The organism is Paraburkholderia atlantica (assembly GCF_000092885.1).
Classification (GTDB): Bacteria; Pseudomonadota; Gammaproteobacteria; order Burkholderiales; family Burkholderiaceae; genus Paraburkholderia; species Paraburkholderia atlantica.
Genome location: NC_014120.1, coordinates 457,380 through 479,158 on the forward strand (window position 1 = coordinate 457,380; position 21,779 = coordinate 479,158).

25 protein-coding genes are annotated in these 21,779 nt (G+C 61.5%); 2 read left to right on the forward strand and 23 right to left on the reverse strand.

The window, feature by feature from the left end:
- Nucleotides 1-232: 232 nt before the first annotated feature.
- Together BC1002_RS35370 and BC1002_RS35375 are read left to right on the forward strand one after the other, a co-directional pair.
- Complete coding sequence (locus tag BC1002_RS35370; protein WP_013094739.1) at nt 233-697, forward strand: hypothetical protein; 465 nt, start codon at nt 233-235, stop codon at nt 695-697.
- A gap of 57 nt (nt 698-754) precedes the next feature.
- Nucleotides 755-1,066, forward strand: a complete 312-nt coding sequence (locus BC1002_RS35375; protein ID WP_013094740.1) for an H-NS family nucleoid-associated regulatory protein — start codon at nt 755-757, stop codon at nt 1,064-1,066.
- Between the two features lie 90 nt (nt 1,067-1,156).
- Here BC1002_RS35375 and BC1002_RS38605 read toward each other — a convergent pair whose 3' ends face one another.
- The 23 genes from BC1002_RS38605 to BC1002_RS35485 form a co-directional block, all read right to left on the reverse strand.
- Nucleotides 1,157-1,477: a hypothetical protein gene (locus BC1002_RS38605; RefSeq protein WP_184144063.1), complete on the reverse strand. Its 321-nt coding sequence runs from the start codon at nt 1,475-1,477 to the stop codon at nt 1,157-1,159.
- Nucleotides 1,478-2,131: 654 nt separating this feature from the next.
- Nucleotides 2,132-3,403, reverse strand: coding sequence for a vWA domain-containing protein (locus BC1002_RS35385; RefSeq protein WP_013094742.1), 1,272 nt, complete (start codon nt 3,401-3,403; stop codon nt 2,132-2,134).
- A gap of 7 nt (nt 3,404-3,410) precedes the next feature.
- Nucleotides 3,411-4,361, reverse strand: coding sequence for a hypothetical protein (locus BC1002_RS35390; protein ID WP_013094743.1), 951 nt, complete (start codon nt 4,359-4,361; stop codon nt 3,411-3,413).
- A 108-nt stretch (nt 4,362-4,469) separates the two neighbouring features.
- Nucleotides 4,470-5,489, reverse strand: a complete 1,020-nt coding sequence (locus BC1002_RS35395) for an ATP-binding protein (RefSeq protein WP_013094744.1) — start codon at nt 5,487-5,489, stop codon at nt 4,470-4,472.
- 126 nt (nt 5,490-5,615) lie between these two features.
- Entirely contained in the window at nt 5,616-5,858 is a 243-nt protein-coding gene (locus BC1002_RS35400) for a DUF3717 domain-containing protein (RefSeq protein ID WP_013094745.1), read from the reverse strand.
- 248 nt (nt 5,859-6,106) lie between these two features.
- The gene (locus tag BC1002_RS35405; protein ID WP_013094746.1) at nt 6,107-6,565 is read right to left on the reverse strand and encodes a hypothetical protein; all 459 of its coding nucleotides are present in this window, start codon (nt 6,563-6,565) and stop codon (nt 6,107-6,109) included.
- A gap of 11 nt (nt 6,566-6,576) precedes the next feature.
- Nucleotides 6,577-8,091 carry a hypothetical protein gene (locus BC1002_RS35410; RefSeq protein ID WP_013094747.1) on the reverse strand — a complete coding sequence of 505 codons (1,515 nt, stop codon included), beginning with the start codon at nt 8,089-8,091 and terminating at the stop codon, nt 6,577-6,579.
- An 87-nt stretch (nt 8,092-8,178) separates the two neighbouring features.
- The gene (locus BC1002_RS35415) at nt 8,179-8,589 is read right to left on the reverse strand and encodes a hypothetical protein (protein ID WP_013094748.1); all 411 of its coding nucleotides are present in this window, start codon (nt 8,587-8,589) and stop codon (nt 8,179-8,181) included.
- Between the two features lie 198 nt (nt 8,590-8,787).
- Entirely contained in the window at nt 8,788-9,264 is a 477-nt protein-coding gene (locus BC1002_RS35420; protein ID WP_013094750.1) for a hypothetical protein, read from the reverse strand.
- Nucleotides 9,265-9,271: 7 nt separating this feature from the next.
- Entirely contained in the window at nt 9,272-9,664 is a 393-nt protein-coding gene (locus tag BC1002_RS35425) for a hypothetical protein (RefSeq protein ID WP_013094751.1), read from the reverse strand.
- 95 nt (nt 9,665-9,759) lie between these two features.
- A complete protein-coding gene (locus BC1002_RS35430) occupies nt 9,760-10,221 on the reverse strand; it encodes an outer membrane lipoprotein (RefSeq protein WP_013094752.1) in 462 nt (153 codons plus the stop codon).
- Between the two features lie 95 nt (nt 10,222-10,316).
- The gene (locus tag BC1002_RS35435; RefSeq protein WP_013094753.1) at nt 10,317-10,643 is read right to left on the reverse strand and encodes a hypothetical protein; all 327 of its coding nucleotides are present in this window, start codon (nt 10,641-10,643) and stop codon (nt 10,317-10,319) included.
- A 353-nt stretch (nt 10,644-10,996) separates the two neighbouring features.
- Nucleotides 10,997-11,506 carry a hypothetical protein gene (locus BC1002_RS35440; protein ID WP_013094754.1) on the reverse strand — a complete coding sequence of 170 codons (510 nt, stop codon included), beginning with the start codon at nt 11,504-11,506 and terminating at the stop codon, nt 10,997-10,999.
- 104 nt (nt 11,507-11,610) lie between these two features.
- Nucleotides 11,611-12,090, reverse strand: coding sequence for a hypothetical protein (locus BC1002_RS35445; RefSeq protein ID WP_013094755.1), 480 nt, complete (start codon nt 12,088-12,090; stop codon nt 11,611-11,613).
- 120 nt (nt 12,091-12,210) lie between these two features.
- Nucleotides 12,211-13,044 carry a PRTRC system ThiF family protein gene (locus tag BC1002_RS35450; RefSeq protein WP_013094756.1) on the reverse strand — a complete coding sequence of 278 codons (834 nt, stop codon included), beginning with the start codon at nt 13,042-13,044 and terminating at the stop codon, nt 12,211-12,213.
- Nucleotides 13,041-13,682, reverse strand: coding sequence for a PRTRC system protein A (locus tag BC1002_RS35455; protein ID WP_013094757.1), 642 nt, complete (start codon nt 13,680-13,682; stop codon nt 13,041-13,043). Before BC1002_RS35455 ends, BC1002_RS35450 begins: the two co-directional genes overlap by 4 nt.
- Before the next feature lie 3 nt (nt 13,683-13,685).
- A complete protein-coding gene (locus BC1002_RS35460; protein WP_013094758.1) occupies nt 13,686-14,414 on the reverse strand; it encodes a PRTRC system protein B in 729 nt (242 codons plus the stop codon).
- Entirely contained in the window at nt 14,414-15,571 is a 1,158-nt protein-coding gene (locus BC1002_RS35465) for a PRTRC system protein F (RefSeq protein WP_013094759.1), read from the reverse strand. The genes BC1002_RS35460 and BC1002_RS35465 overlap by 1 nt, the downstream gene beginning before the upstream one ends.
- 96 nt (nt 15,572-15,667) lie before the next feature.
- Nucleotides 15,668-15,886 carry a PRTRC system protein C gene (locus BC1002_RS35470; RefSeq protein ID WP_013094760.1) on the reverse strand — a complete coding sequence of 73 codons (219 nt, stop codon included), beginning with the start codon at nt 15,884-15,886 and terminating at the stop codon, nt 15,668-15,670.
- A gap of 8 nt (nt 15,887-15,894) precedes the next feature.
- Entirely contained in the window at nt 15,895-16,383 is a 489-nt protein-coding gene (locus tag BC1002_RS35475; RefSeq protein ID WP_013094761.1) for a PRTRC system protein E, read from the reverse strand.
- 86 nt (nt 16,384-16,469) lie between these two features.
- On the reverse strand, nt 16,470-18,146 hold the full coding sequence (locus tag BC1002_RS35480) for a PRTRC system ParB family protein (protein ID WP_013094762.1): 1,677 nt from the start codon (nt 18,144-18,146) through the stop codon (nt 16,470-16,472).
- Nucleotides 18,147-18,395: 249 nt separating this feature from the next.
- On the reverse strand, nt 18,396-18,641 hold the full coding sequence (locus BC1002_RS37430) for a hypothetical protein (RefSeq protein ID WP_013094763.1): 246 nt from the start codon (nt 18,639-18,641) through the stop codon (nt 18,396-18,398).
- A complete protein-coding gene (locus BC1002_RS35485; protein ID WP_013094764.1) occupies nt 18,638-21,778 on the reverse strand; it encodes an SNF2-related protein in 3,141 nt (1,046 codons plus the stop codon). Before BC1002_RS35485 ends, BC1002_RS37430 begins: the two co-directional genes overlap by 4 nt.
- Between the last annotated feature and the right edge of the window lies 1 nt (nt 21,779).

A 21,779-nucleotide genomic window follows, 5' to 3' on the forward strand; every position in this document is an offset into this window, starting at 1 on the left:
CTGAAAGAGCGATCAAATCCGCGAGCTTTCGGGGGAAGCGTCGTGCTGGATGTCGAAGACGATGGATGCCTTGAACCACGCGGCGCTGCATCGCGCGTTGCTCGCTCCCGTCAGCCGGCTAACGGGTTTAACCCGGAAAGCTCAAGAAAAACGTATAGCTTTCGGATTAACGGTAGCGGGAAATTGTGGTATATGTCTGCGGCGCAATTGCCTTTCCAATCATCAATCATCGATGGCAAGAACAATTCCGTTTTACACAAGCCCGCAGGCCGTTCGCGCCCGCCGCTCGAAAACTCTGCTGTTGCCGATGCCGCGCGCTGAGGCGGACGAACTTTCCTTGCAGGTACATGTGGCCCTCGACGCGATGCGACGAGGCCAGGGCAACCTGAACGCTGCCCAGACGCTGTGCCAGGCCATGATCGTTGTGGGGCTGCTCGCGGAAGCTGGATACGGCTCGGCGACGGTCGAACAGATGCGGGACGCGGAAGAGGTGATCGGGTCGGCATTCGACCGCGGCCGGGACACCGGCGTGTGGATGCTCGACGATGACGGATTTGCGCAGTTCGCAACGATCGTGAGCACGTACGACCATCAGCTTCGGCGCGCGCCAGTCGCCGCGATCGCTGACGCTAGCGACAGGCTGGATCGTTTTCGCGCGGGCGAGACATTTGAACAGACGGCCCGCAGGCGCGCCTAGCGACTTCTAGGCATCAACCGGGATAAACCGCGACAACCAGAATTCGGGCAACAGGACATGAGGGGAAAAATCGCTGACGGCGAGGCCCGCGACAGGCTGATTATCTGGCTTCGTCGGCGCATGGAAGAATTCGGCATCACGCTTGAAGCACTCGCAGAGTCAATCCAGCATGACGTCGACCACCCGCCTCTTTATCGCGACGCGCGCGGCAACGAATGGAACGGGCTGGGCAGCATGCCCGACTGGCTACGCGCTGCCAGAAACGCCGGTGTGAGCCCGGAATTCTTCCGCATAGAGCCGAAACCGGCGCCCAAGCCCATGGTCGGCACCGCAGAGACCGATCCGCGCCAGTTGGATCTTTTCGGCTGAAACCGACCGCGTGAAGCCAGGGGCAATCCGCTCGTGCTTCGCGAGAACGGCCCGTTTCGACCCACACCGGCCGCTCGGGTGAGTGCCAAGTCACTGACTGGTTTCTTGGGTTGAGCGGCCGGTAGTGCGCTTTCGGACGAGGTGATCCGCCGGGGCGGGCCAAGGCTGCGTCATCGAGCCCAATATTTGACGTTGAAGCTCGATTGCTTCGCAAATTGCAAGACGATGAGCAATAAAGCTTCGAAGAATTGCCTGCATCGTGGAGAGCAGTTGCTCGGGCACTCGCGTATCCAGACGCGCAGCCCTGTATCGCGCGAGGAGATTCTCTTGAGCTGAAATGAGATAGACCGCAGTGCGCAGATGATCATCGGCTGCACGCAAATGAGAAAGTTCGTCGACGAGCGTTGGCATGAGGGGGCCACTTTCGCTGCATCGGCGACCAATATTGGCCTTGTACTGATGCGCTATTCACAAGTGTAGACGCAAAGCACATACGGCGTCTCTCAGACGCGGTTCGCGCGGCTGTCTTCGCTCTTTCTCGATCCCGTAGCTGCGCGTCAATACTTGCTCTCGCGCCCATTGGATCGTGGCCTGCTCGGCGTCTCGTCTTGTCGGACAGTCGACTAACAGCACGAAGACCGCCTTCGGGATTACGTCAAGCTTTCGCCAGTCTTCCTTTCGGGAGATGCGTGCCCACGCTGTCCAGCGATCCTCAGGTAAGTGGTCCGTGACGCACTCGACGAAATAATCTCCTATTAGATACATGGCTACCTCACTGACACGGTCTCAAAGTATCTGTTCGCACAGCATATATTGTTCCACGTTTGCAACGGCAAATCCGACTGCACAGGGTCACAAGACTGCGTGTGACCGAAGTCGCCGACGGGCGATTTTGAGTGGCCGATTTTGAACAAGGATGAGTCTGTGGAAAGAGAACCCGGCGACGAGCGTGATTGTCTGAAGCTGGCCGACAGCAGCGCTACCGCGGGTTTTCAGCGGGCAAAAAATAAAAGCCCGGCGAAATTCGCCGGGCTTGGGTTCAGGAGAATGGGCAGATATCGCCCGTCAGCAGATCACTTCCATCATCTCGCCAAATGGTGCCTTTTTCACGCGCCTGAGCGGCACTGTCGATGCCCACAGGACGGGATAGGACGGCTCATCGGTCGGAAACGCTCCATCCATGTCGGTGAGATAGACCAGAAACGTGGGTTGAATGCCTTCGTCGGCCAGCCGTTTGAACGGATCGACAAACGAAGTGCCTCCACCGCCACGCACCGGTAGCAGCTCGACCGCGTCGCCGCGCTCGAAAATCTGCACCTGCTTCACGCGCGTATCGCAATCCAGCACGATCAGCCGCCGCGGCCGCACAGTCTCATTGACAACGAGGATCTCCGCGTCGAACTGCGCCTGTGTCTCGTCAAACACTGAACCGCTGGAATCGCGCACGAACACCGCATCGCCGACCGCCGGTTCGTTGAGCGACGGCAGATACAGCCCCATGTGCAGATACCGGCGATTGGGCATCGCGAAAGTGTAGTCAGTCGGCGACGATTCCTGCGCAAAGCGTTGCAGGATCGCGCGCCAGTCAACCACAGGTTCCGCCGCCACCTGGACCATACCTTCCAGAGAGCCGCCCAGCCCGCCCCGCATCTTCGCCGCTTTCGCGGCCTGAAGGACGGCGACCTTCCAGTCAGCTTCCTTTTGCGCCTTGTCGTCCCCTCTGTATTGACGGACCTCGCCACAGGAGGGAGCAGGCTCGGGAGAAGTGCCGGACTCGGGTGTTGCGCACGGTGTGGTCGCGCCGTTCGCGGATTGCGGAGGGCTGTTGCCCCCGGGTGTGCCGCCTGGCTGTTGGGCCGACTGTGGAGTCGGCTGCTGGCCACGCTGCGCATCCGGTTTGCCACCATCCTTCTTACCGTTGCCCTGCTGCTTTTCCTTCTGCCGCTTTTCCTGCGCGAGGATGCCGTAAATCTCCTCGGCCGACTTGCCGCGAAAGCGGGCGTCGAACAGCACGCCCTTCGGCAACTGCATGCCTGCGTCGTACACGATCGGATTGATCGCATAGTCACATGCGTCGTTCCAGAGTTTCGGATCGCGATCGCCCTGGCGCCAGCAGTGGCCGTTGGCCACGTGCAGGACTTCATGCGCCAGGACGCCGCGTGTCTCCAGATCGTTCAGGCCGCCGAGGTACGCCGGGTTGTAGCCCAGCGATTCCCCGTCGGTCCAGAACGTCCTGCACGACGGATCTTCGATCACCTTCAGACGCAAAGCGAGTGCGCCGAAGAACGGCTGGTCGAGGACCAGCGCCGTGCGTTGCTTTGAGATGCGCGGGTCCATGGCCACCTCACGCGACGAGTCGCAGAAGCGGCGTCGGCTCCGGCTGGACAACCTGCTCCAGCGGTGCGAACGTCGCCAGCTGATTTGCCACCGGCTCCGGTGCCCCGCCCATGAACGCTGCCATCAACCCCTCGATTTCCGAGGCCTTGGCCGCGACCTGCGAACGCAGCACGCTCGACTCCTTCAGATCCGCACCCGTGTGAACCGCGAGGTGCGTCTTCGCCTGTTCGAGGATGTGGTTGAGCTTCGGATCGTTCGTGAAGTTCAGCTTCGGCAGCAGCTCGCACAGTTCGCGCACCTGGTTGGTGACGCCCAGGCGAACATCGGTGGCACCGTACAGCTTGTCGGCCAACTTCGAGACGGCCTCATACAGACGCCCGACCAGATCGTTGTTCGCCGTCGAGATCGAGGCAAGCACGTGCTGGTCGATTTCCGAACGAAGATCCGTCAGCACGTCGGCCGGCAGATCGACGCCAAACTGGCTCGCGTCAGGAAACGGCAACACCGCGAGCTTGACGCCGAACTTCTCCGACATGCGGGCAAGCGTCGGATAGTCCGACTCGTTGAACAGCCCGTTCAGTTCCACCCGTGCCTGTTCCTTGAGATTCAGGTAGTCGGTCAGGAAGACGGACACGGCGAGATCGAACTCATCCTTCATCCTGCGCATCTGGTCGGCGAAGTCCATGTAGATCGCCGTCGGCAGCAGACGCACGCCCAGCTGTTCGTACTTCAGCGAGTGGTCGTAGTGATAGCGGCGAATGCGATTGCCGATCGAAACCACCTCCTTGTAGCTCGGCGCATGCTCGGGCAGCAGGCGCTTGTTGAAGCGCCCGATGTCCTTTGCCTGATGGTTCTTCTCGACTTCTTCGGTCGCTTTCACGTCGAAGCAGCGCGCCTGCCAGGCGGATACCGTGACGGCCGACAGCATGACGCGGGATTTCAGTTCAGTGATGTTCATGGAAGACTCCAGAATAGAAAGGGATTGGATTGAGCAGAAAGAAAAAAGCCACGGCGCGCGAGGCGGGCCGTGGCAGAACGAACAACGAATGAAGCAACAGGCAGCGGCTTACTCGCCGCGGATGATTTTTCCGATCTCGCCACCCTGCGCGCGGATGAACGCATGGGTGCTCGCCAGTTCGGGCTTGCGACGCACGGCGTCACGCGCGAGGAGCGCACCGAATTCACGGTGGCCTACGTCGATCAGCCGCTGGTTGTAGGTCAGCACCCGCTCGAAGTTGCCTTCGGTCGAGTGCGCCGCCAGCGCCGAACTGACCGCATACAGCGCGGCCGGGGTCTCAGGGATCGGCGCCGTGTCCGGCGACAGGATGATGGCGTCCGGCGACGGCAGCTCGCGGTAGATGGCAAGAAAGCTCATCAGTTCGCTCGCTGCAGCCTCGCCCACCGAACCCGCGTAGGAGACGAGCTCGAGCGACTTCGGCACGACCGGCATCGTCTTCGCGACGAATCCCCATGTTCGGGGGCTCGGTGCGTTTTCGATATCGCGCGCGGTCTTCTTCACGGACAGCAGATCCGGCCGAAATCGCAGAAACGCGATCAGTTCGGCAGGAACACCGCTCGCCACCGCCCAGGCTGTCCAGTCGGCGATCGAAGGCTCAAGCTCCACCACCGTCGCGAAACGCGAGATGACGGGATCGAGAATGCCCGAGACACCCGCGTTGTCGTTGCGCCTGTTGGTGGCCGCAACGAACGTGACGCAGTCGGGCAGCGCGTGTTCGCCGATGCGGCGTGCCAGCAGCAGTTGCATCTTTGCCGCCTGCACCGCCGGTGATGCCTGGCCCAGATCGTCAAGGAACCAGAGCAGCGGCGCTGTCGCTCTCAATGCGCGCTCGAGATCCCCGAACGGCAGGAAGCGGGCGACGTTCCCGTCAGGGAATGGCAGGCCCTTCGAGTCCGTCGGGTCTTCAACGACGGGATGGCTGATGAGCAGGTCATGCCCGGTTTCCTGAGCGGCCTGAGCGACGATGTCGCTCTTGCCAATGCCCGGAGCCCCAGTGATAAGCACCGGAAGACGGGCGGGAATGTAGGTGATGAGCAGTTCGCGAAGTTGCGAGGCAGAGACTTTCATGGGGTACCTGAAAAGGAAAAGCCCCACGAAACAACGCCCCGGGGGGACGTGGTCCCTGAGGGGCGAGCTGGATATGCCGCGGATGCGGCGCGTCGATGCGTCCTGGAGACGCGAAAAAGTTGCGCCTTACGCCTGCGCGCCAGCCAGAGCGGCCAGTTGAGCTTCGGTAAGGGTTTCGCGCGGCACGGCGGTCGCGCGGTTGAAGATCATGCTGCCGTAGAGATTGGCGAGACAGCGTGCTTCAGCGCACAGCACCGTCACCTCCTCGTCGGAGGTAGCCGGATTGCGGTTGCGCCACACGTTGATCGCGTTTTCGATCTGGGCGATTGAAACGTCCCGGGTTCCTGAAACAGCGTTCGGATGTTTCATGGGGTGTCCTTGAAGGAAGTGCCCCTGAACAACGCCCCAAGGGACGTGATCCCCAAGGGCAGCATTGTTGCCGTCTCCGGCGGGTCGATGCGTCGTGGACGCGGGTAACAGAGCCCAGTATGCGCGGCCGCTGCGCGACGGTTTGCCCGAATGATGAGCAGATTGACCCCGCTTAGACTTCTCGCGTCAGGCCAGGGCGAAAAAAAAAGCCGGCGCATATGCGCCGGCTGTGGTTCAGGAAAATGCCGTCAGAGCAACGCTGTCTGCGCGGCCCGTGCTGCATCGATTCTCGCGATCATCGCCGCTTCCTGCTCGCGGTGCCGTCGGGACTTCTCTTCGCCCACGCCGTTGTGCTGCTCGATCACGTAGGCGAAACAGACAGGATTGGCCGGACCGCGCCACGCCTTCCAGGCTTCCATGATCCGCGCGCGCACGTCGGGCGTGCATGCGAAGTACTCGCGACGCAGGCGACGCCATTGCTGGGCGTACAGATCGCGCATGCGTTGCTCGCTCTGGTACAGCAGCCGTTCGCGCCGTTCCCGCTCTTCATCAACCGAAAGCGCCTGGGGCATTTCGATCTGATCGCTGAAGAGCGGGTAGGCACGCTCGATCTTTTCGCGAGCCCGATCCTGGCGGCTCAGATGCAAGGCTTGCATCCGCGAAGTCCAGCGAAGACCTTCCGCCTTCGGAGTACGATCGAATCGCATGATCCCCTCCCTCAGGCTGCAAGCCGCTCGAGCATCGCGCGGGCGTAATCCAGCGTGCCATCCTTTACCTGCAGACGACGCGCCTCGTTAAGCTCAGTGTTGACGAGCGCGTACTGCCTGCTCGCCCCCTTGCGCCAGTTCCGAATCTCCCGGAACCCCGATGCGATCGCGTCCTCGACGTGCTGGGCGCCATCGATCACGACGCCGTCGCCGCGCTTATAGCGGGCATTCTGCGCGGCTTCCTTCGCACGCTGCGCATCCTGCTCCTTGCGCTCCGCCTGCTTGCGCGAAAGCTCGCTCGCTTCCCATGCGGCCTGTGCAGTCCCGTCGAGTCCGCACAGTTCGAAGATCGCACGACGTCGGGCCGTCCCGTTCAGGCCTCGCAACTTCAGGCCATGGAACTCGAGCACGACCTGCTTGCTGCTAGGGTTGTGATCGTCAGGCGTGTCGAGGATGTTCAGCAGACTTGCCACATCGCGCGACTCCAGTGCAACGGCTACACGGTTCGGCCATTCGAACGTTTCGCGCCCGTGTGCGAGCAACGCCATCGAACGTTCCAGCGCGTGCCGACGGGCACTGAGACGCCCCTGCGTGCGCTGCATGTCCGCATGGTCCAGCTTCTTCTCCCGGCGCCAGTCGGCGATCAGGTCACGAAGCCGCGCGGCCAGCGCATTGACCGGCTGTCCGACCGATACCGGCTTGTCGAACATTTCCGGCAATGGGTCAACCTGCAGGAGGCCCGCCGCGAACAGTGCGTCATCGACCTCGATGAAGTCCGGTGCATTGGATATGCCGGCGACAGCGGCGATCAGACCATCGACCGCTTCCGCCGTGACCGGCTGTTTCGCCGCTCGCATCACGGACACCAGCTGCTGCAGTTTCGCCGCCGGTAGTCGCCCGCGTAGCGTCGGAACGTCCAGCAACGTCGACGCCCATTCGAGCTCATGGCGGAATGCCCTGTCCATCGCCCGGTATTCCGAGAGCACCGCTTCGGGAATTTGCTCGTTGCGCAGCAGCGCATAGGCGATGTGCACCTCATGTCGTCCGTTCGTGGTGCCTCCCGGCACACAAGGACCGCCGCTGGCAAATCCGAAGCGTTCCATGGCCACGTCATTGAATAGCGACAGCAGATTGAAGAACTGGCGCGCTTCGCGTGCGGCCGATTTTTGCGCATCGATCTGGTCGGTCGAGAGAAACCGCGTTGGCGTGCGCGCAAGATCGAAAAGTGCGAACAGCAGTTCCCAGTGCGACGCGCGGATCTGCCAGGGCTTCGGCTCTGGGCCATAGGTCGACAGCCACAGCGAACGGATTTCGTCGAACATTGCCGCAACGATGTCTGCGACCGTGCCATCACGACGGATGCCGAGCGTGCCGTTGTAGCGCGTCACGCGTACTGCGGCCGCACCGCCCTCCAGGTTGATCAAAGGGGTCTCAGTTGCCTGGACCGCCTCGTCGGCGAACAGCGCGAACACCCCGGAGAGCGTCGGGGTCGTGAAGACCTGGCCGGGAATCGAGAGTTGGTACATGTTGGCTCCGCAAAAATGGAACGGGGCCAACACCCCATCAGGGGAGTTGGCCCCGTCCGGGATTGCAAAAAAGTGAAGAAAACAGAATCAGTCGAGGTCGAGCATCCGCGAGACAACGGCGGCGATCGCCCATGCCTGCGTGCGCGAAAGCGTCTTAATGCGCAGGACCGGCTGGCTCTTCCAGTGTCCAGCTTCACCTACGGGGACGAACTGGACAAAATCAATCTGGATGATCCAGCCTTCCGAGCTTCCGCGGGCAACCGATAGCGCCAGCCGTCGGCGCGCGGTCCCGCTGTCCGGCCAGTCTCGTGAAGCCGACAGGCCGTAGCAGTCTTCGTTCGGATCGTTGATGAAGTTGGCCGCCACGATCCATTCCGGTTCTATCTCGGATTGGCGCAGGGTCCGGGCAATGTGATTCACAACCTGGCTGATGGATTTTCCAGCAGGATCAAACGGCGTGCTGGCATGCACGACCGGTGGTTCGAGAAGTTCGGACATGGGGATCGGAAAAGAAAAAGGCCACACCCGGAGGTGCAGCCTTTAGATGGACTGAGGACCGGCGGCGTCGCCGGTCAGCTTTTGACAATCAGATGCGACGACGAGCGCGATCCGCCTTGCGACCGTTGCGGTCCATGACGAGACCTAGGACAGCAAAGGCCACAGCCACGCCCAGCGCAAAGAAACTGAAGCCCATGTTCATTCTCCGTTCATGGAAACCATGCCTATATTGAAGGTTATCACAACGGCCAAAACCAGATTGACCTCCGACAGGATGTTGGAAACAGACCAGCTCGACGTTGTGTGCCAGAAACTGATCGCACCGATCACTGCTGCGGCAGACAGCGTGTGCATGAACCGGCCGAATTGCTGGCGTTGGTCCCTCGTGGGCGACCTGACCATGTCCACCAGCTCTGCCCACAGTCCGATCTTGTCCAGTCGATCTGCCAGCTTCGACGCCACATGGAATGTCCCGTCGACGCTGGCCTCCAGTTGCAAGGAGCAATCGGGACCCCGCGCAGAAACCTTGGGCGGAGGCTCCGTTTGGGAGAGGTGCTGTATGACAAATGCGAGCCTCTCCGATATGCAGACCTGATCCAGATCGGCAATAAACGTCGCCCGATCTGTGATGCTCAGGCCGGATGGGTACTCAACGACAATGTCGACGATTTCCATCTTTCCCCTACCGGCTTTCGCCATCGAGGCCGCCTGCAAGCCGCAGACCGCCAAGCAGCGCGTCGTATCCCTCGCGGGAAGACAGTTGCTCGAGTGACACCGCGTTGTCGCCGCCGCCCGACAGATCCGAGCGGCCGCGACGCGTGCGGAACGAAACGGCGACCTTACGCCGCGTCGGGGAGTCTGCAACCTCCAGCATGAGGGCCGGGGTTCGCAGGGTGACGCGGCAACCGCGATTGCGGCGAGCCGGTTCTGTGACAATCTCGTGCTCGCCGGAACGCAAACGCAGATCGCGGGCGACACGACGCAGCATCTGCGTCGCGTGGTGTGTGATGGCGGCGTCCGTTGCCGCGCCGGCGCTACGCCGGTCGGCATGGAACACCTTTGGAATCTTGAGCATTTCAGCCTCAGAAAAAGAAAAAGCGAGGTGCTCTTTAGGGAACACCTCGCGATGAAGGAATGCGCCGGCGGTGGTGCCGGCATCTGAAGAGCTGGTCAGTGAGTGACGCGAAGACCCGAACTGGTCGAAACGAGAAGCACGTGCTCGCCCGGGACAAAGCGCTGGTCGTCCGGTTGAGCGACGACAACCGTGGCGCCCGAACTCTTGCGCACGATGATTTCGAGGCCTGAACGCTGCGCCATCGCCTGCGAAACCTTCTGTGCGACAAAGCCCGATGCAGCGCCCGACAAGGCACCCGCGATATACCGTCCTGTGCCGTTGCCGATGGTCTGGCTACCGAGGAACGCACCCACACCGGCGGTGATCAGCGAAGTGAGCCCTGAGTTATCCGAACCCGCTTCAATCGAGATTGAGCGGGTGCGAACGACGGTGGCCTCTTCGACAGTGCCGGCGCGCTGGACGTCGTAGCGCTGATACGTATTCGGCGACCCGAAATCGGTACTGGCGCAGGCGGACAGCATGGATGCGAGAACGAGACTGATGATGATCTTGAACATGGTTGCCTCAAAGAATTGAAGGGCAACCGTCCCATCAGGGATGGTTGCCCTGACGGGAAGAATTCAACCGCGGTAACAAGCGGTTTGATGAAGGATTAACTGGTGTGAACGTGGTTCGAATATCCGGTGACGCCGACAGCCTTCTCCGGGTTCCAGATCGCGACTGTCTGACTACCGACCATCCACGACACGTTCTCGTCGCTTCCTGCGATGCGTCCTTTTGCAGGAACAGCATCGGGGAACTCACGAAGGAGGTTCAGGGAAAACATTTCGTAGGTGTAGGCGGTTGTCGCCTGACGGAAACCCTGGCCGTATACGAGACTCAGGAGTTCCCGAGACTTGCTATATGCCTCGGCCTGAGAGACCAACGCCTTTGGGGATGTCGCGACGTGATCATGCGAAACAAGGACTTGCTGCAGCATTGTGCGGCTCCTAAGAAAAAGGGAGCCGATTCCCTGATGGGATTGGCTCCCAGCAGGGTCAAAGACAGGCGGAAGCCCATCGTGGATGACCGACATCCGTCGGTCCAAGGTTGGCGCACTCCGGCAAGCCAGAGTGTTCTTTCGATGCGCAAAAGCGCGGGTGATACGGCCAGTCTAGGCCAGTTCGAAGCGCGGCCAGCCTGGAAACATCGAGAAAACCGCCTCGCTTTTAAAGTTCGCCCTGCTCCAAGCGAGCGGCAGCGCAAAAAAAAACGCTGGTCCCGAAGGACCAGCGCTGATGTCAGACTTCGCGCGCGGCCCGCGCGGGCCGCGCCATTCAGAACAACGTTGGGTTAGCCAAAATACCAGGCGCGCGCCTGTCGATACGCGCCCGCCTTGAAGACGCCGACCATGTCGGGTTCCATGCCGCCTCCGTCGGCGGTCGGACGCACGCAAATCCGTTGAACGTCGTTTAACAGCGTGACGACGGCTTCGCCGACGCACGACCTGGCCTCGATAGCGCCAATGGTCGCCATATGGCTACCGTCGACCTTGAAGGCGTCCCAGAACGCAAGGTCGATCGCCTGTGCGACAGTCGTCTCACGATAGTCCGAGAGATAGCCTTCAACGACAGATGCCAGGGCATCTTCGAAGGTCACTTCGTCGTCGGCGATAAGGACGTACGCGCGGGCCTCGGAAACCAGGTTCGCGGCGTGTTCGCCTTCAAGGTCGAACAGCCCCTCGTCGGCTATGCCGTCAAGCGCGCGTGCGTCGATCGAGAGGGATTCGTTGCCATCGACTTCGATGATCACGCCTCGCATGCGGTGTGCGGCAGCTTTGATCCGGACGGCCGTTTCGTTCATTGTTGCTCCTCGCAGAGTCGCCGCGCGGAGCAATCCGCACGGATTGTCGGCCCGCGCGGGAAGGTTCGAAAGAATGCCGCTCCAGAGAGCGGCGTCAGGCGGCATCAGGCGAAGCTGGGTTCGCCGTCCTCCGGTGCTTCAGGCCACGACAGCCAGACCAGCGCGAGACCGAGACCGAGCACGTCGGCCAGCATCTGCATCAACTGGCTCGGGTCGCGGCTGGCAAGGTATTGGCTTCCATCGTGCATCAGCGTCGAAGCGACGAAGTACACGATGGCAAACGTACCGGCGACCAGCACGCGGTTACGCGAGGTCGGCCTCACGAAAATGCCCCAGAACAGCGTGAACAGCGAGCAGAGCGCGAACGCCCCCGCCAGATGCTCAATCGCGCCCGGTGCCGAACGCCCGATATAGTGGATTTCGTCGAGACGGAACCACACCTGATACGGCTCGGCGAATCCCTCGTAGCGGTGAAACGCCGCCAGAAAGAGTGCAAGCAGAGCAACGACAAGCGCATTTGCATGCGCATACGGAGTGCTCGCAGTGCGTGCGAGCGCGGTTTTGGAGAAAAAGTTTTTCGGCATTGTGTGTGCCCGTAGAAGTGTTTGAGGAATGAAGCTCGGGAATGCAGCGACATGCGCTGCTCTCAGGTATAGCGATTTGCAACCTCCATAAAAAAGCCGCTTCCCGAAGGAAGCGGCTGTTCAGTCTGCTGCGGCGGATTTCCGGCTCTTTCGAGCCTTCTTTGCCTTGGGTTTGGGTGCCTCGTATCCGAAGCGTGCCCACGCAGCAGGGTCAATCGGTATCGGGTTCGTGCGCCCTGTCGCCAGGTTCACGAACACGCCCGAATATTTCAACGAACCGCTACGGAACAGCGTCCACAGAAGATTGAACGCCTGCACCGCGATCGCGGAGTTGATAACGAGCGACTGCTTGCGCAGCGCGTCGGCCATCGAGCAGGACGGCGTGTCGTCGTCAGCATCTTTCGACGGGTCGACCAGGTCCGGGAACAGTTCGCCCACATGCGGCAGCCGGTCCGGACTGGCTTTCCTTTGGCGCCTGGGCATGGTCTGGCCAAGCACCACCTGCCCGCGATCCGTGTCATTGCCGCAGTCGAGGTAATACGCGTGCGTTTCCCCGACGGTGTCGAGAATTGCCTTGCGGGCAGCACGTGTATCAACACAACCAATCACAAGATCGACATTGAAGAGTGCCGTGCGACCGTTCAGACGTTGCGTGACCGCCCGCCAGTTGGTGCCCATGAGCATGTTCAGCCGGTTTACGATCAGCGAGGCCTTGTAACTGCCCACGTCGTTCGGATAGAAACCCTGCCGTCCAACGTTGGTCGGGCTCACCGTATCGTCGTCGTACACCGTGCACTCGATCCCGCCGGGGTGTCCCAGTTCGATCATGGCGTGGTGCAACCGCGCGAGGGCTGGCAATACAGCACTGCCCGTCCCGCCCGCTCCAACAACGATGACTCTCCAGGGACGCTGCACCATGTGCGCCGGAATTTCATGGCAGATCGCGTCGGTCATACCGCCTCCCGAACGCGCATTGCCTGATACCACGACGCCGGCGCGCGCTCCGTCTCCTCGAAGATCCCCTTTGCGCACAGGCGCACGGCGATGCTCGGGGTAGAACGGTCACAGTTGCCGATGACAAGCGCCATCTTCACGTCATGCCGGTCATCGTCGTTGTCGGTCGACGAGAAGTACGCGGGATGCCTGCCATGCGAATGGCAGTCCATCACCAGCACTTCATCGCCGGCCAGAGCCGGAGGCTGATACTTCAGCGAACCGGCGGTATGGGTGACGATGCCCACCGGCGCGAGCCGGAAGCCCTGCGTCGAGGGACTCCACACGATCCACGCGCCTGTTTCCATGGGATGCGCCTTGCGGGCCATCGCAGCAAATGCACCGACCAGGTCAGCCGGAATGGTTTCGCACAATAGCCGCGTCGACGGCGTGACCCGTCCATACGGTATGGCCGTGCGGACGTTGAATTCCGCGACCTGGCGCACCAGCGAGAGCCAGGGACGCCGGACTTCGAGGAACACACCGTTTTCCGCGACCAGCAACCGCTCACCCGCCGTCAGCATCTCTGCGACCGTTTCGTTGCGCGGGACCATGACGGTCGGAAACGACCGTTGCAACATCAAATCAGGAATGTTCATGTTTTAGCCTTTGGGACCCTGCGCGATCAGATCGCCGAGCGTCCGTTTCATGGGCACGAGACATTGCAGGGGGAACTGCTCGCCGTACTTGCCGGCCAGCATTTCCTTCCAGAATGCAAATTCGCCTCGTGGGTGATTGACGCGCTTGCCACCCGCATTGGGGTGGGTGAACGCCGATTCGAAGAACCCGCTTTCCCAGCCGCTGATCGACGCGATGTCGATGCGATCGGGAACACGTGCGGAGCCAATGCAGATGGAACCGTGGTCCCAGGTGTTGAAATACGGCGGTTCGTACAATGCGGCGTCAGGTGTCGGCCGTGCAGCGCCATCAACTGCGTACACGTAGAACCCGCTATTGCGCGCCTGAAAAATCAGGCCCGGATGCGGCACCACCGCGGTGACGTTGCCAAGCTCGGGGCAGTCGAAGAAGACCCGCCGCATCGTCGGCCGGCACCACCAGGTCACAGCGGTGCGATCGATCGCGAGAACAGCCTCAGGCAGAAACTCCGCCTTCGCCGCACAGCGTTCGGCAAGTGAATCGAGCGCCGTGAACAGCGCGCCGCGGTCCACCGGCCGCCCGGCACCAATCACAGGACGCTTGCCCTTGATGGTGACGGGATGCGCCGTCGCGTAGACCGGACTATCCGTGCTCGCAGCACCCGAATACAACAGGATCGCTCCGGTCACCGACAGCGGGACCGAATGGCCCGTCGACAGAAAAACGTCTTTCATTAACTTGTCCCCTGCGGATCGCGCGTGATCAGTGAAACCACGCGGTCAACCTGACGAAGAATGGAAAAACCCAACGACAGGTCCGCGTACTGCCTGCGGATGTCATCGGGTGACTGGGCAAGGGCAATGAACCCGTGAAACAGGGACCCGTCGCCGCCGTTGCTGAAGTACTCGTAATGGGTATCAAGGACATCACCCACATGCGGGCCGTCGCATGCCGCGATGGACGTGGCGGCATAGATCGCCTCGGGCCTGAACGCCCAGTCAAACAGCCTCCGCCGACCAGCCTTCGTGAGCAGAACCGTCAGATGCTCGAGTTCAGCGCACAGCTCGCGTATCCAGCCACGCTGGGTATAGCCAAGACGCCGTAGCGCCTCGATGCCGAGTCCAGGAAACGAACGCCACTGGTGACGCCGTATGTCATACCGACCGATCTCCATGCTGTCCGGACAGAGCTCGTCGCGCACGACGGACGGGAGGTAATGCTCGTACTCCTGCGGGTCGTCGCCAAAGCGGTCTTTCAGCATCTCGATCGCCTCGTCATCGGTACACCACGGATCGCCATCCCAATGCCATTGCGCAAACATCCCAAGAAAGTCATCGGGAGTTCGCATCCACAGCGTGCGAAAGGCTGCCCGGTTGATCAGGATCAGCGCCGTGGCGAGCAGCCGCGGATGCGCCTGGATCAATGGCGCCGCCCGGTCGTCGATCATGTAGATGTAGTCCTCGACGGTATCGATGCCCAGATACAGCGGCGAGCTCACCTCGAACTCCGACGAATTGTCCTGGTACAGGATCTGGTCCTGGACAGACGCCACGTCGAGCAGCACCGGCCTGAATGTGAGGCGCTTCAGCGTGCCGCACTGCCGTCTGATCCAGGCGAACAGCCCCTGCGCCATCGCGTGGCCGGCGCCTGCGTAATCGCGCACATCGGACGCCCGGAGCCCGCCGGACTCGAAATGAGTCGCGACGAGCCGTGCCACTCCTGCGTCAGGCGGCCACTTCATCGACGGCCGCGCAACAACGTCGCACGACACGTCCGGAAGCGTCAGAAAATCATGGGCAGGTCGACGTCGGGCAACGGCACGGCGCTGCGGTTGCCAGCTGACGCCGTCGAGAGCGACGTGCGCATCAGCCGGCCGAGGATCGAAGAACATTGCTCGATCTCCTTGTCATGAAAAAAAACCGCCCTTTCGGGCGGTTCATTGGACGATGGCATTGCCTCATCGGCGATGCATTTCATGAGCGCGCGCTTACGCATCGCTACCCTTGGCACCTGCTGCACGCATGAACGTGTAGCGGGCGGTTTCCCCGTTGTAGACCGGCCCCTCAATGGCGGCCGTGGTCAGCTCCGGATACTGGGCGGAATACAGATCACGCACCTCTTCGGGAGAAAAGGTCGGACCGGGATCGACGAAGTTCACGCCGTTGTAGACGAACTCGCGAACCAGACGGGCGACGGAAATGGACATGGGGCACCTCAGCTGAGCAGGGAAAGAAGATCGGTACCGGAGGACTTCCCGGCATCCACTGGCGTTGCCGAACCCGGCGCGGCCGACGCAGACGCTGACTGGCCGTCATCATCGTCGTCGTTTTCGTCGTCCTCAGCGCCCTCGCCTTCGCTATTCGCGCTCGACGGACCGGCTTTCGCCGGTGCCGTCTTGCCGCCTTTCGCGAGAGACTTCTGCGCTTTGGTCGCCTGGCTCTTTTCCGCTTCCTGCAGGATCGCCGTGGTTGCCGCGACCTGTTCGGACAGCGACGCATGAGCCGTCGAGTACGACCCGATTGCCGCAGCAAAGCCCTCATCGAGCTCCGCCGCCGTACCGGTGAGGACCAGCGGCTGCCGCAGCGCGGCGTCCTTGCCCTCGCCTTGCGGCACGACGACTACCGCGATGCGGTCGTTGTCCATCTTCAGCGTAAGTTGCAGCTTGCCGCTGGCTCGCACCAGCGCTTCCAGTTGTTGGAACATTAAAACCTCGAAAAAAAGGGGGACGCCGCGCGATGGCGGCGTATACATATAGAGGGAGGAAGGGGCGCAGAACGCACCCCGCGACTTCAGAACTTCAGCACCTTCGGCAGCTTGCCCTCGTAGTCGAACCCATCAACCTTGAGGAGCGCCTCGATGACTTCCGGCTTCGATTTTGCGAAGACCTTCTTGAAGCTTTCGCCCAGCGCGGCGCGGATGCCGATCTCGTCGGCCAGCACCGTCATCTCGGACTTCGTGATCAGCTCCAGAAACTCCTTGTCGAGTTTCCAGTGCTTTTTCAGGTCCAGCCTGTGCGACTTGCATAGTTGCGTCAGATACGTCACATCCAGACCTTCGATCGCGGCAAACAGCATTGCAATCATCAGATCCGCCTGTGAACTCTCCTTCGCTGCCTGCACCGCGTCGATGGCCTTGGGCAGGTTGGACACGGGAGCCTCGCTGCCGACGATCCGCTCGAAGAACTTGCGGAACACAGCATCGTCGACCTGACGCGCATGGCCGCTGAGCACGACCGCAATCAGATACTGGCGAGCCAGTTCGTGATTCATGCCGATATCAGCGCGCAAGGCCTTGCGCCACAGCTTCACCCGATACGCCTTGACCTTCTCAGACTCGGAAATGACCGTGACCGAGGGGTTCGTCGATGCGGGGGCGCTGGCTGACTTGCTGCCCGCACTCGCGCTTTTGGCTGCCGGTGCGGACTTTGCACTGTCAGGCTTTGCCGGCTGCGATGCAGCCTTTTCCGCCTGGATGCGAGCCGCCACCTTCTTCATGTTGCAGACGGTGTCGAAGCACTGGCCGCGATAGACCTTGCCAATCGAATCAGGAAGACCACTCACTGCTGCGCCGTAATTTGCGCAACCGTGACAGGCTTTCGCCTGTTCGAGACCAACGCCGTTCGCGCCTTCCACAGCCAGTTGCACGCGCGTGTTGTTGTCCCCGGCACGCACGATACGCACGGTCTGGAACTCGTCACGCAGGCCTGCCGCTGTCACTTCAAGCTGCTTCTCCGTCTTCTCGTTGAAGCAGGTCCGGTTGGTACAGTTTCCCGTGCCGATGGCTTCGCCAAACATCTGCGCCTGCGTCGACGAATTGTGCGGGCAGCCCGCACAGTCCGTCTTGTCGAAGATGGCAGCAGCCAACGCGCACGACGCCGATTCCACCAGCTTGCGCACATCAGCGGCCGAACGCTTCTCCGAGACAACGACTGGCAGGACCTTGTCCTGGTTCTCTTTCGAGAGGGCCGCCAGCAGTTCAGCGTGAGCGATGTTGATTTTGCGCTCGCTCAGCGCGTCAAGCACCGCCTTCGAACAGTTCAGCAGCGCAAGGCGGCTGTCCAATGTCGAGCGTGACCAGCCAAGGATTTTGGCAGTCACGTCGCGGTCGCCGCCATGCAGCCCGAGCAGCTCGGCGGCATCGACGGCTTCTTCGGCAGGAGAGAGGTTGTCGCGCTGGATGTTTTCGGTGAGCGCAATACGGCGCGCTTCGACTTCATCGACGTCCTTTACAACGATGGGCATCGGGAAGTCTTCACCGTGAGCGTCCATGGCGCCGCGATAGCGACGGCCACCCGCGATCACCTCGAAGTCGAAGTCGTCTTCGACAACGGGGCGAACGATGATCGGCGTGTCGACCCCATGCGCGCGAATGGACTCGGTCAGTTCCGCCATCGCCTTCGGATCAAAATACGTCCGGGGATTGCGGCCGAGCTTGATGCGCTTCAGGGGTGCAGTAAGTTGTTGCATTGCAGGTTCTCCGTGGAGGGGAACCTGCTCCCGATCGGGAGTGGTTCCCGAAGGGTCAAAGAATGGATGCCGGGCGTGCCGGCGGGGTCGATGCGTCAGAGACGCGGTAGATTCACCAAAGATACCGCCCTCGAAATGTCGGGGTAGCCTGGAAAGCCAGGAAAATCGACCCCGCTTTTGAAAAAAAAAGCCCGGCGATGATCTGCCGGGGTGATTAGAGAGACGGTCCCCGGAAATCCCCGGGAAAACTCAGACAGCTGTCACGACGTTTGTTGGGATCGCACGTGAAAGCATCGTGGTGACGGCGCCTGAAACGTTCCAGCCGACGAACGCCTTTTCATGCGCTTCGTGTACCAGACGATCAAGACACAGCAGCTCGATGCCGTCGCGCTCGATGCGACCAAGCACATTCGCCACCACTGCTCGCCTCGTTCCTTCGCGCTTGAGCGTCACGACGCCGTCGCCGACTAACACGCTTACCTGTGACTCCTTCATGCAGCCTCCTTCAAAATTGCTCGCATATCGCGTGCGGTATGGTCATGTACGCTTGCCAGATCCTCGACGAAGCGATCCAGAAGCGAATCCATGTGCAGAAACGTCTCATCCTCGAGCTCGGGCGTCGCCCAGTCCAGTCCCGCCTGCATCGAATCGCGCTTGTGCGCAACCATCTGCGCCTGATACTCATCGATGCTGCCGGGCAGATGGAAATACTCGACGTTCAGCATGCCCTTGCGGTTCCAGCGCAGCGCGCGCCGCATCGCCTGATACTCGATGCGCCACGTCCACGACCGGTCGTAAAAAAGCACGTAGTCCGCGTTCGGCAGGTTGTAACCCGCACGACCGGAGGCCTTCGTCGACAGCAGCCCCGTTGCCCGACCGGTGATGAACCGCCGGTCCTTGTCGGCCACCCGCTTGCTGATCGGAATCTCGCCATGAAACAGAACCGTATCCACGCCATCGGATGACAGTTCCCTGGCGATCGCATTGAGTACGCCCGGATTTTCAGCAAACACGATCGCCTGCTGCCCCTTTGCGGCGATTTCCCGCATACGGCCAATGATCGCGCGCTGCTTGCTCGTCAGGCCCGCGAGCCGTGCGACGCCCTCCATCCCGTACTGCGGATAGTTGGCGGCGAAATGCACGGCACGGATGCGCGCAAGAATCGTTACGAGATTGCAGGCTTTCTTGTCATCGCGCGAGCGTCGATACCAGTCCGCAAACTCGTCGGCCGCATCCAGATAGGTCGCCAGATGCTGCGCGTCCCAATCCACCGTGTGCGTGGTGACCACGGGCGGATCGATCCGGATGTAACGCGACACGTCCGGTTCGCAGACCAGCCTGCGCTTGACGTGCGGTGCCAGCATCGCGCGATACGCATGCAGGTTGCCGATCTTCGGCACTTCGCGCTTTGCCCCTTCCTGCAGGCTTTCCGCGAATTGCCACGTGACCCACTCCAGCACCACGAAGTCGTCACGGAACCGGTCGACGCCGCGCATCGCGAACTCCACCGAGTTGATCCAGTTCGGCTCGATATAGCCTCGCCGGTACCCATACGGCTGCGCTGCCGTCCCATCGCCACCCGAAAACGCCATGAGCCCGAAGGCATCACGCGGGTAGTTAGGAATCGGACTGCCCGTCAGAACGTAACGTCGCCGGGCGGACAGCTGCCAGAGCGCACGGCTCTGGTCACTCGTCGGATTGGCCAGCCGCTCGCCTTCATCAGCCACCAGCAGGCCGATCCGGCGGCGCAGCTTGTGCGCATACGTCACCCGCACAGACTTCGCCCGATCCACCGGCATGCGCAGACGCTCATACGAGATCAGGTTCACCTGGCGAAGATCCTTCAGATCCTTTTCGCTGTCGATGACCTTCACGACGGACGGGTCAATCGGCAGTTGCGCCAGTTCGTTCAGCATCTCGCCGATCAGACGGGCCTCAACCACGATCAGACCGTGCGTGACGCCCGACAGCAGGATCAGCGCGATGGACAGACGCGACTTGCCGCACGCCTGCTCCCACGCAATGACGCAACCCTGCGGCTTCATCAGCGTTTCGATCAGATCGTCCTGCTGGAACTCCCAGTCGAGCCACTGACCGATGCCGAGCGCTTCCATGCGACGACGAAGCAGCGCCGCATGCTGTGGAAACGCCGTCGCCAGACCCTCGTGCACGACTTCCCAGCCTTGGGCGACGTTCTCAACGCTGAACCTCGCGTTGAGTTCGTCGACGGAGAGCATGCTCGCCACTCCGTTCACGGTGTATCCGTAACGCCCGTCGGCTTCCCGGGCGAAAACGACTGTGTCACCGGCCCGTACAAGCGGACTCGCCCATTTCGTTGGATCGATCTTGTGGGTCGCGCGAGCGACACCGGTAACCGATTCCGCGGAGCGGGCGCCCGTTGTCCAGACTTCGTGACGAAGCGGTACCGCCTGCCGCGCCGACCTGCGCGCGCGCCTTGCAAAATGCTCAACGAAGCCAGGGGCGAACTCCGCCTTGCCGCCCGCGGACCCGATACGCTCGACCAGCCGGCTCAATGCATCGGAAGGATCGTCCTGCACCAGATACGTTTCGATATCCAGCAGACCCTGCCCCGCGTACCGCATCCCACGCGGCAGTCTATGACCGTCTCGCGAATAGATCCGCCGATCCAGCACGTGATTGAGCACCATCGCCTCGACGAATCCGCAACGGAACCGTAGCGATATCCGGCGGCCGTCGTGACAGATCGTGACTCGCTGATCGCCTGTCACGGGCCGCGTAATCGCGGGCTGTGACTCATCGAGCGATTGGAGTCCGAGCTTCGGCTTCGAATGTGCGCCCTCCTCGAAATGCAGATTAAGATCAGCGACGGTCATGGACGGATCGGACACCTGCTCGCGCACGAACTGACCGATCTTGAGGCGGTAGCGATCGAAGACGAGAACCGCCGTCCGGACATTCGCGCCCTCTTCCTTGAACGCCTGTACCGGCATCTCGAAGAAACCCGCGAGACGGTGCGCCGCGCGCTGCAACGGCGAATCGCTGTCGTAGGTAGCCGATGCGACCGCATCGGCGAACGTCAGTGGCAGCAACGCCACAACGACCTGCGCAGCGTCGAGCGCCTGCTGAAGCGCGTACTCGTGGCTCAGCGCCGAGGTGCCTTGCCCATATCGACCCCACGTTGTACCCGGTAGTGGTTTCAGGTGCGGGGACTCAAGGTGCAGTGAGAACGGCGGATTGATCAGCGCGATATCGAACGACCTGGGCTGAATATCCTCCATCCCAGCTCGCCGGAAATCGCAGTCGAACCCGGCCGCCTCCATCGCACCCTGCACCGCGGTGATTGCATCGCCATGCACGTCGACGCCATACAGCGCGTGACGATCGGGGCTCGCATACTGCAACAGGCGGGCGGACCCCACCGAGTTGTCGAGAATCGACACCTTGCGTTTGGGCAGGAAGTTGCACACGAACTGCCACATGAACAGCGCGATCGCATCGGGGGTGAAAAACTGCCCCAGATGGCGCTGGCGGGCCATATGCAGCTCGCCTTGATGCGCGACCCCTTCATCCTGTGAGCCCAGACTCACGATCCTGCGAAGCGGCGCATACCAGTCCGCCTCCATCAGTTCCATCAAATCAAGTTGCTCCATT

Coding starts and splice junctions, on each gene's coding strand:
- BC1002_RS35370 (WP_013094739.1), top strand. CDS start 233: ATGGCAAGAACAATTCCGTTTTACACAAGCCCGCAGGCCGTTCGCGCC.
- BC1002_RS35375 (WP_013094740.1), top strand. CDS start 755: ATGAGGGGAAAAATCGCTGACGGCGAGGCCCGCGACAGGCTGATTATC.
- BC1002_RS38605 (WP_184144063.1), bottom strand. CDS start 1,477: ATGCCAACGCTCGTCGACGAACTTTCTCATTTGCGTGCAGCCGATGAT.
- BC1002_RS35385 (WP_013094742.1), bottom strand. CDS start 3,403: ATGGACCCGCGCATCTCAAAGCAACGCACGGCGCTGGTCCTCGACCAG.
- BC1002_RS35390 (WP_013094743.1), bottom strand. CDS start 4,361: ATGAACATCACTGAACTGAAATCCCGCGTCATGCTGTCGGCCGTCACG.
- BC1002_RS35395 (WP_013094744.1), bottom strand. CDS start 5,489: ATGAAAGTCTCTGCCTCGCAACTTCGCGAACTGCTCATCACCTACATT.
- BC1002_RS35400 (WP_013094745.1), bottom strand. CDS start 5,858: ATGAAACATCCGAACGCTGTTTCAGGAACCCGGGACGTTTCAATCGCC.
- BC1002_RS35405 (WP_013094746.1), bottom strand. CDS start 6,565: ATGCGATTCGATCGTACTCCGAAGGCGGAAGGTCTTCGCTGGACTTCG.
- BC1002_RS35410 (WP_013094747.1), bottom strand. CDS start 8,091: ATGTACCAACTCTCGATTCCCGGCCAGGTCTTCACGACCCCGACGCTC.
- BC1002_RS35415 (WP_013094748.1), bottom strand. CDS start 8,589: ATGTCCGAACTTCTCGAACCACCGGTCGTGCATGCCAGCACGCCGTTT.
- BC1002_RS35420 (WP_013094750.1), bottom strand. CDS start 9,264: ATGGAAATCGTCGACATTGTCGTTGAGTACCCATCCGGCCTGAGCATC.
- BC1002_RS35425 (WP_013094751.1), bottom strand. CDS start 9,664: ATGCTCAAGATTCCAAAGGTGTTCCATGCCGACCGGCGTAGCGCCGGC.
- BC1002_RS35430 (WP_013094752.1), bottom strand. CDS start 10,221: ATGTTCAAGATCATCATCAGTCTCGTTCTCGCATCCATGCTGTCCGCC.
- BC1002_RS35435 (WP_013094753.1), bottom strand. CDS start 10,643: ATGCTGCAGCAAGTCCTTGTTTCGCATGATCACGTCGCGACATCCCCA.
- BC1002_RS35440 (WP_013094754.1), bottom strand. CDS start 11,506: ATGAACGAAACGGCCGTCCGGATCAAAGCTGCCGCACACCGCATGCGA.
- BC1002_RS35445 (WP_013094755.1), bottom strand. CDS start 12,090: ATGCCGAAAAACTTTTTCTCCAAAACCGCGCTCGCACGCACTGCGAGC.
- BC1002_RS35450 (WP_013094756.1), bottom strand. CDS start 13,044: ATGACCGACGCGATCTGCCATGAAATTCCGGCGCACATGGTGCAGCGT.
- BC1002_RS35455 (WP_013094757.1), bottom strand. CDS start 13,682: ATGAACATTCCTGATTTGATGTTGCAACGGTCGTTTCCGACCGTCATG.
- BC1002_RS35460 (WP_013094758.1), bottom strand. CDS start 14,414: ATGAAAGACGTTTTTCTGTCGACGGGCCATTCGGTCCCGCTGTCGGTG.
- BC1002_RS35465 (WP_013094759.1), bottom strand. CDS start 15,571: ATGTTCTTCGATCCTCGGCCGGCTGATGCGCACGTCGCTCTCGACGGC.
- BC1002_RS35470 (WP_013094760.1), bottom strand. CDS start 15,886: ATGTCCATTTCCGTCGCCCGTCTGGTTCGCGAGTTCGTCTACAACGGC.
- BC1002_RS35475 (WP_013094761.1), bottom strand. CDS start 16,383: ATGTTCCAACAACTGGAAGCGCTGGTGCGAGCCAGCGGCAAGCTGCAA.
- BC1002_RS35480 (WP_013094762.1), bottom strand. CDS start 18,146: ATGCAACAACTTACTGCACCCCTGAAGCGCATCAAGCTCGGCCGCAAT.
- BC1002_RS37430 (WP_013094763.1), bottom strand. CDS start 18,641: ATGAAGGAGTCACAGGTAAGCGTGTTAGTCGGCGACGGCGTCGTGACG.
- BC1002_RS35485 (WP_013094764.1), bottom strand. CDS start 21,778: ATGGAGCAACTTGATTTGATGGAACTGATGGAGGCGGACTGGTATGCG.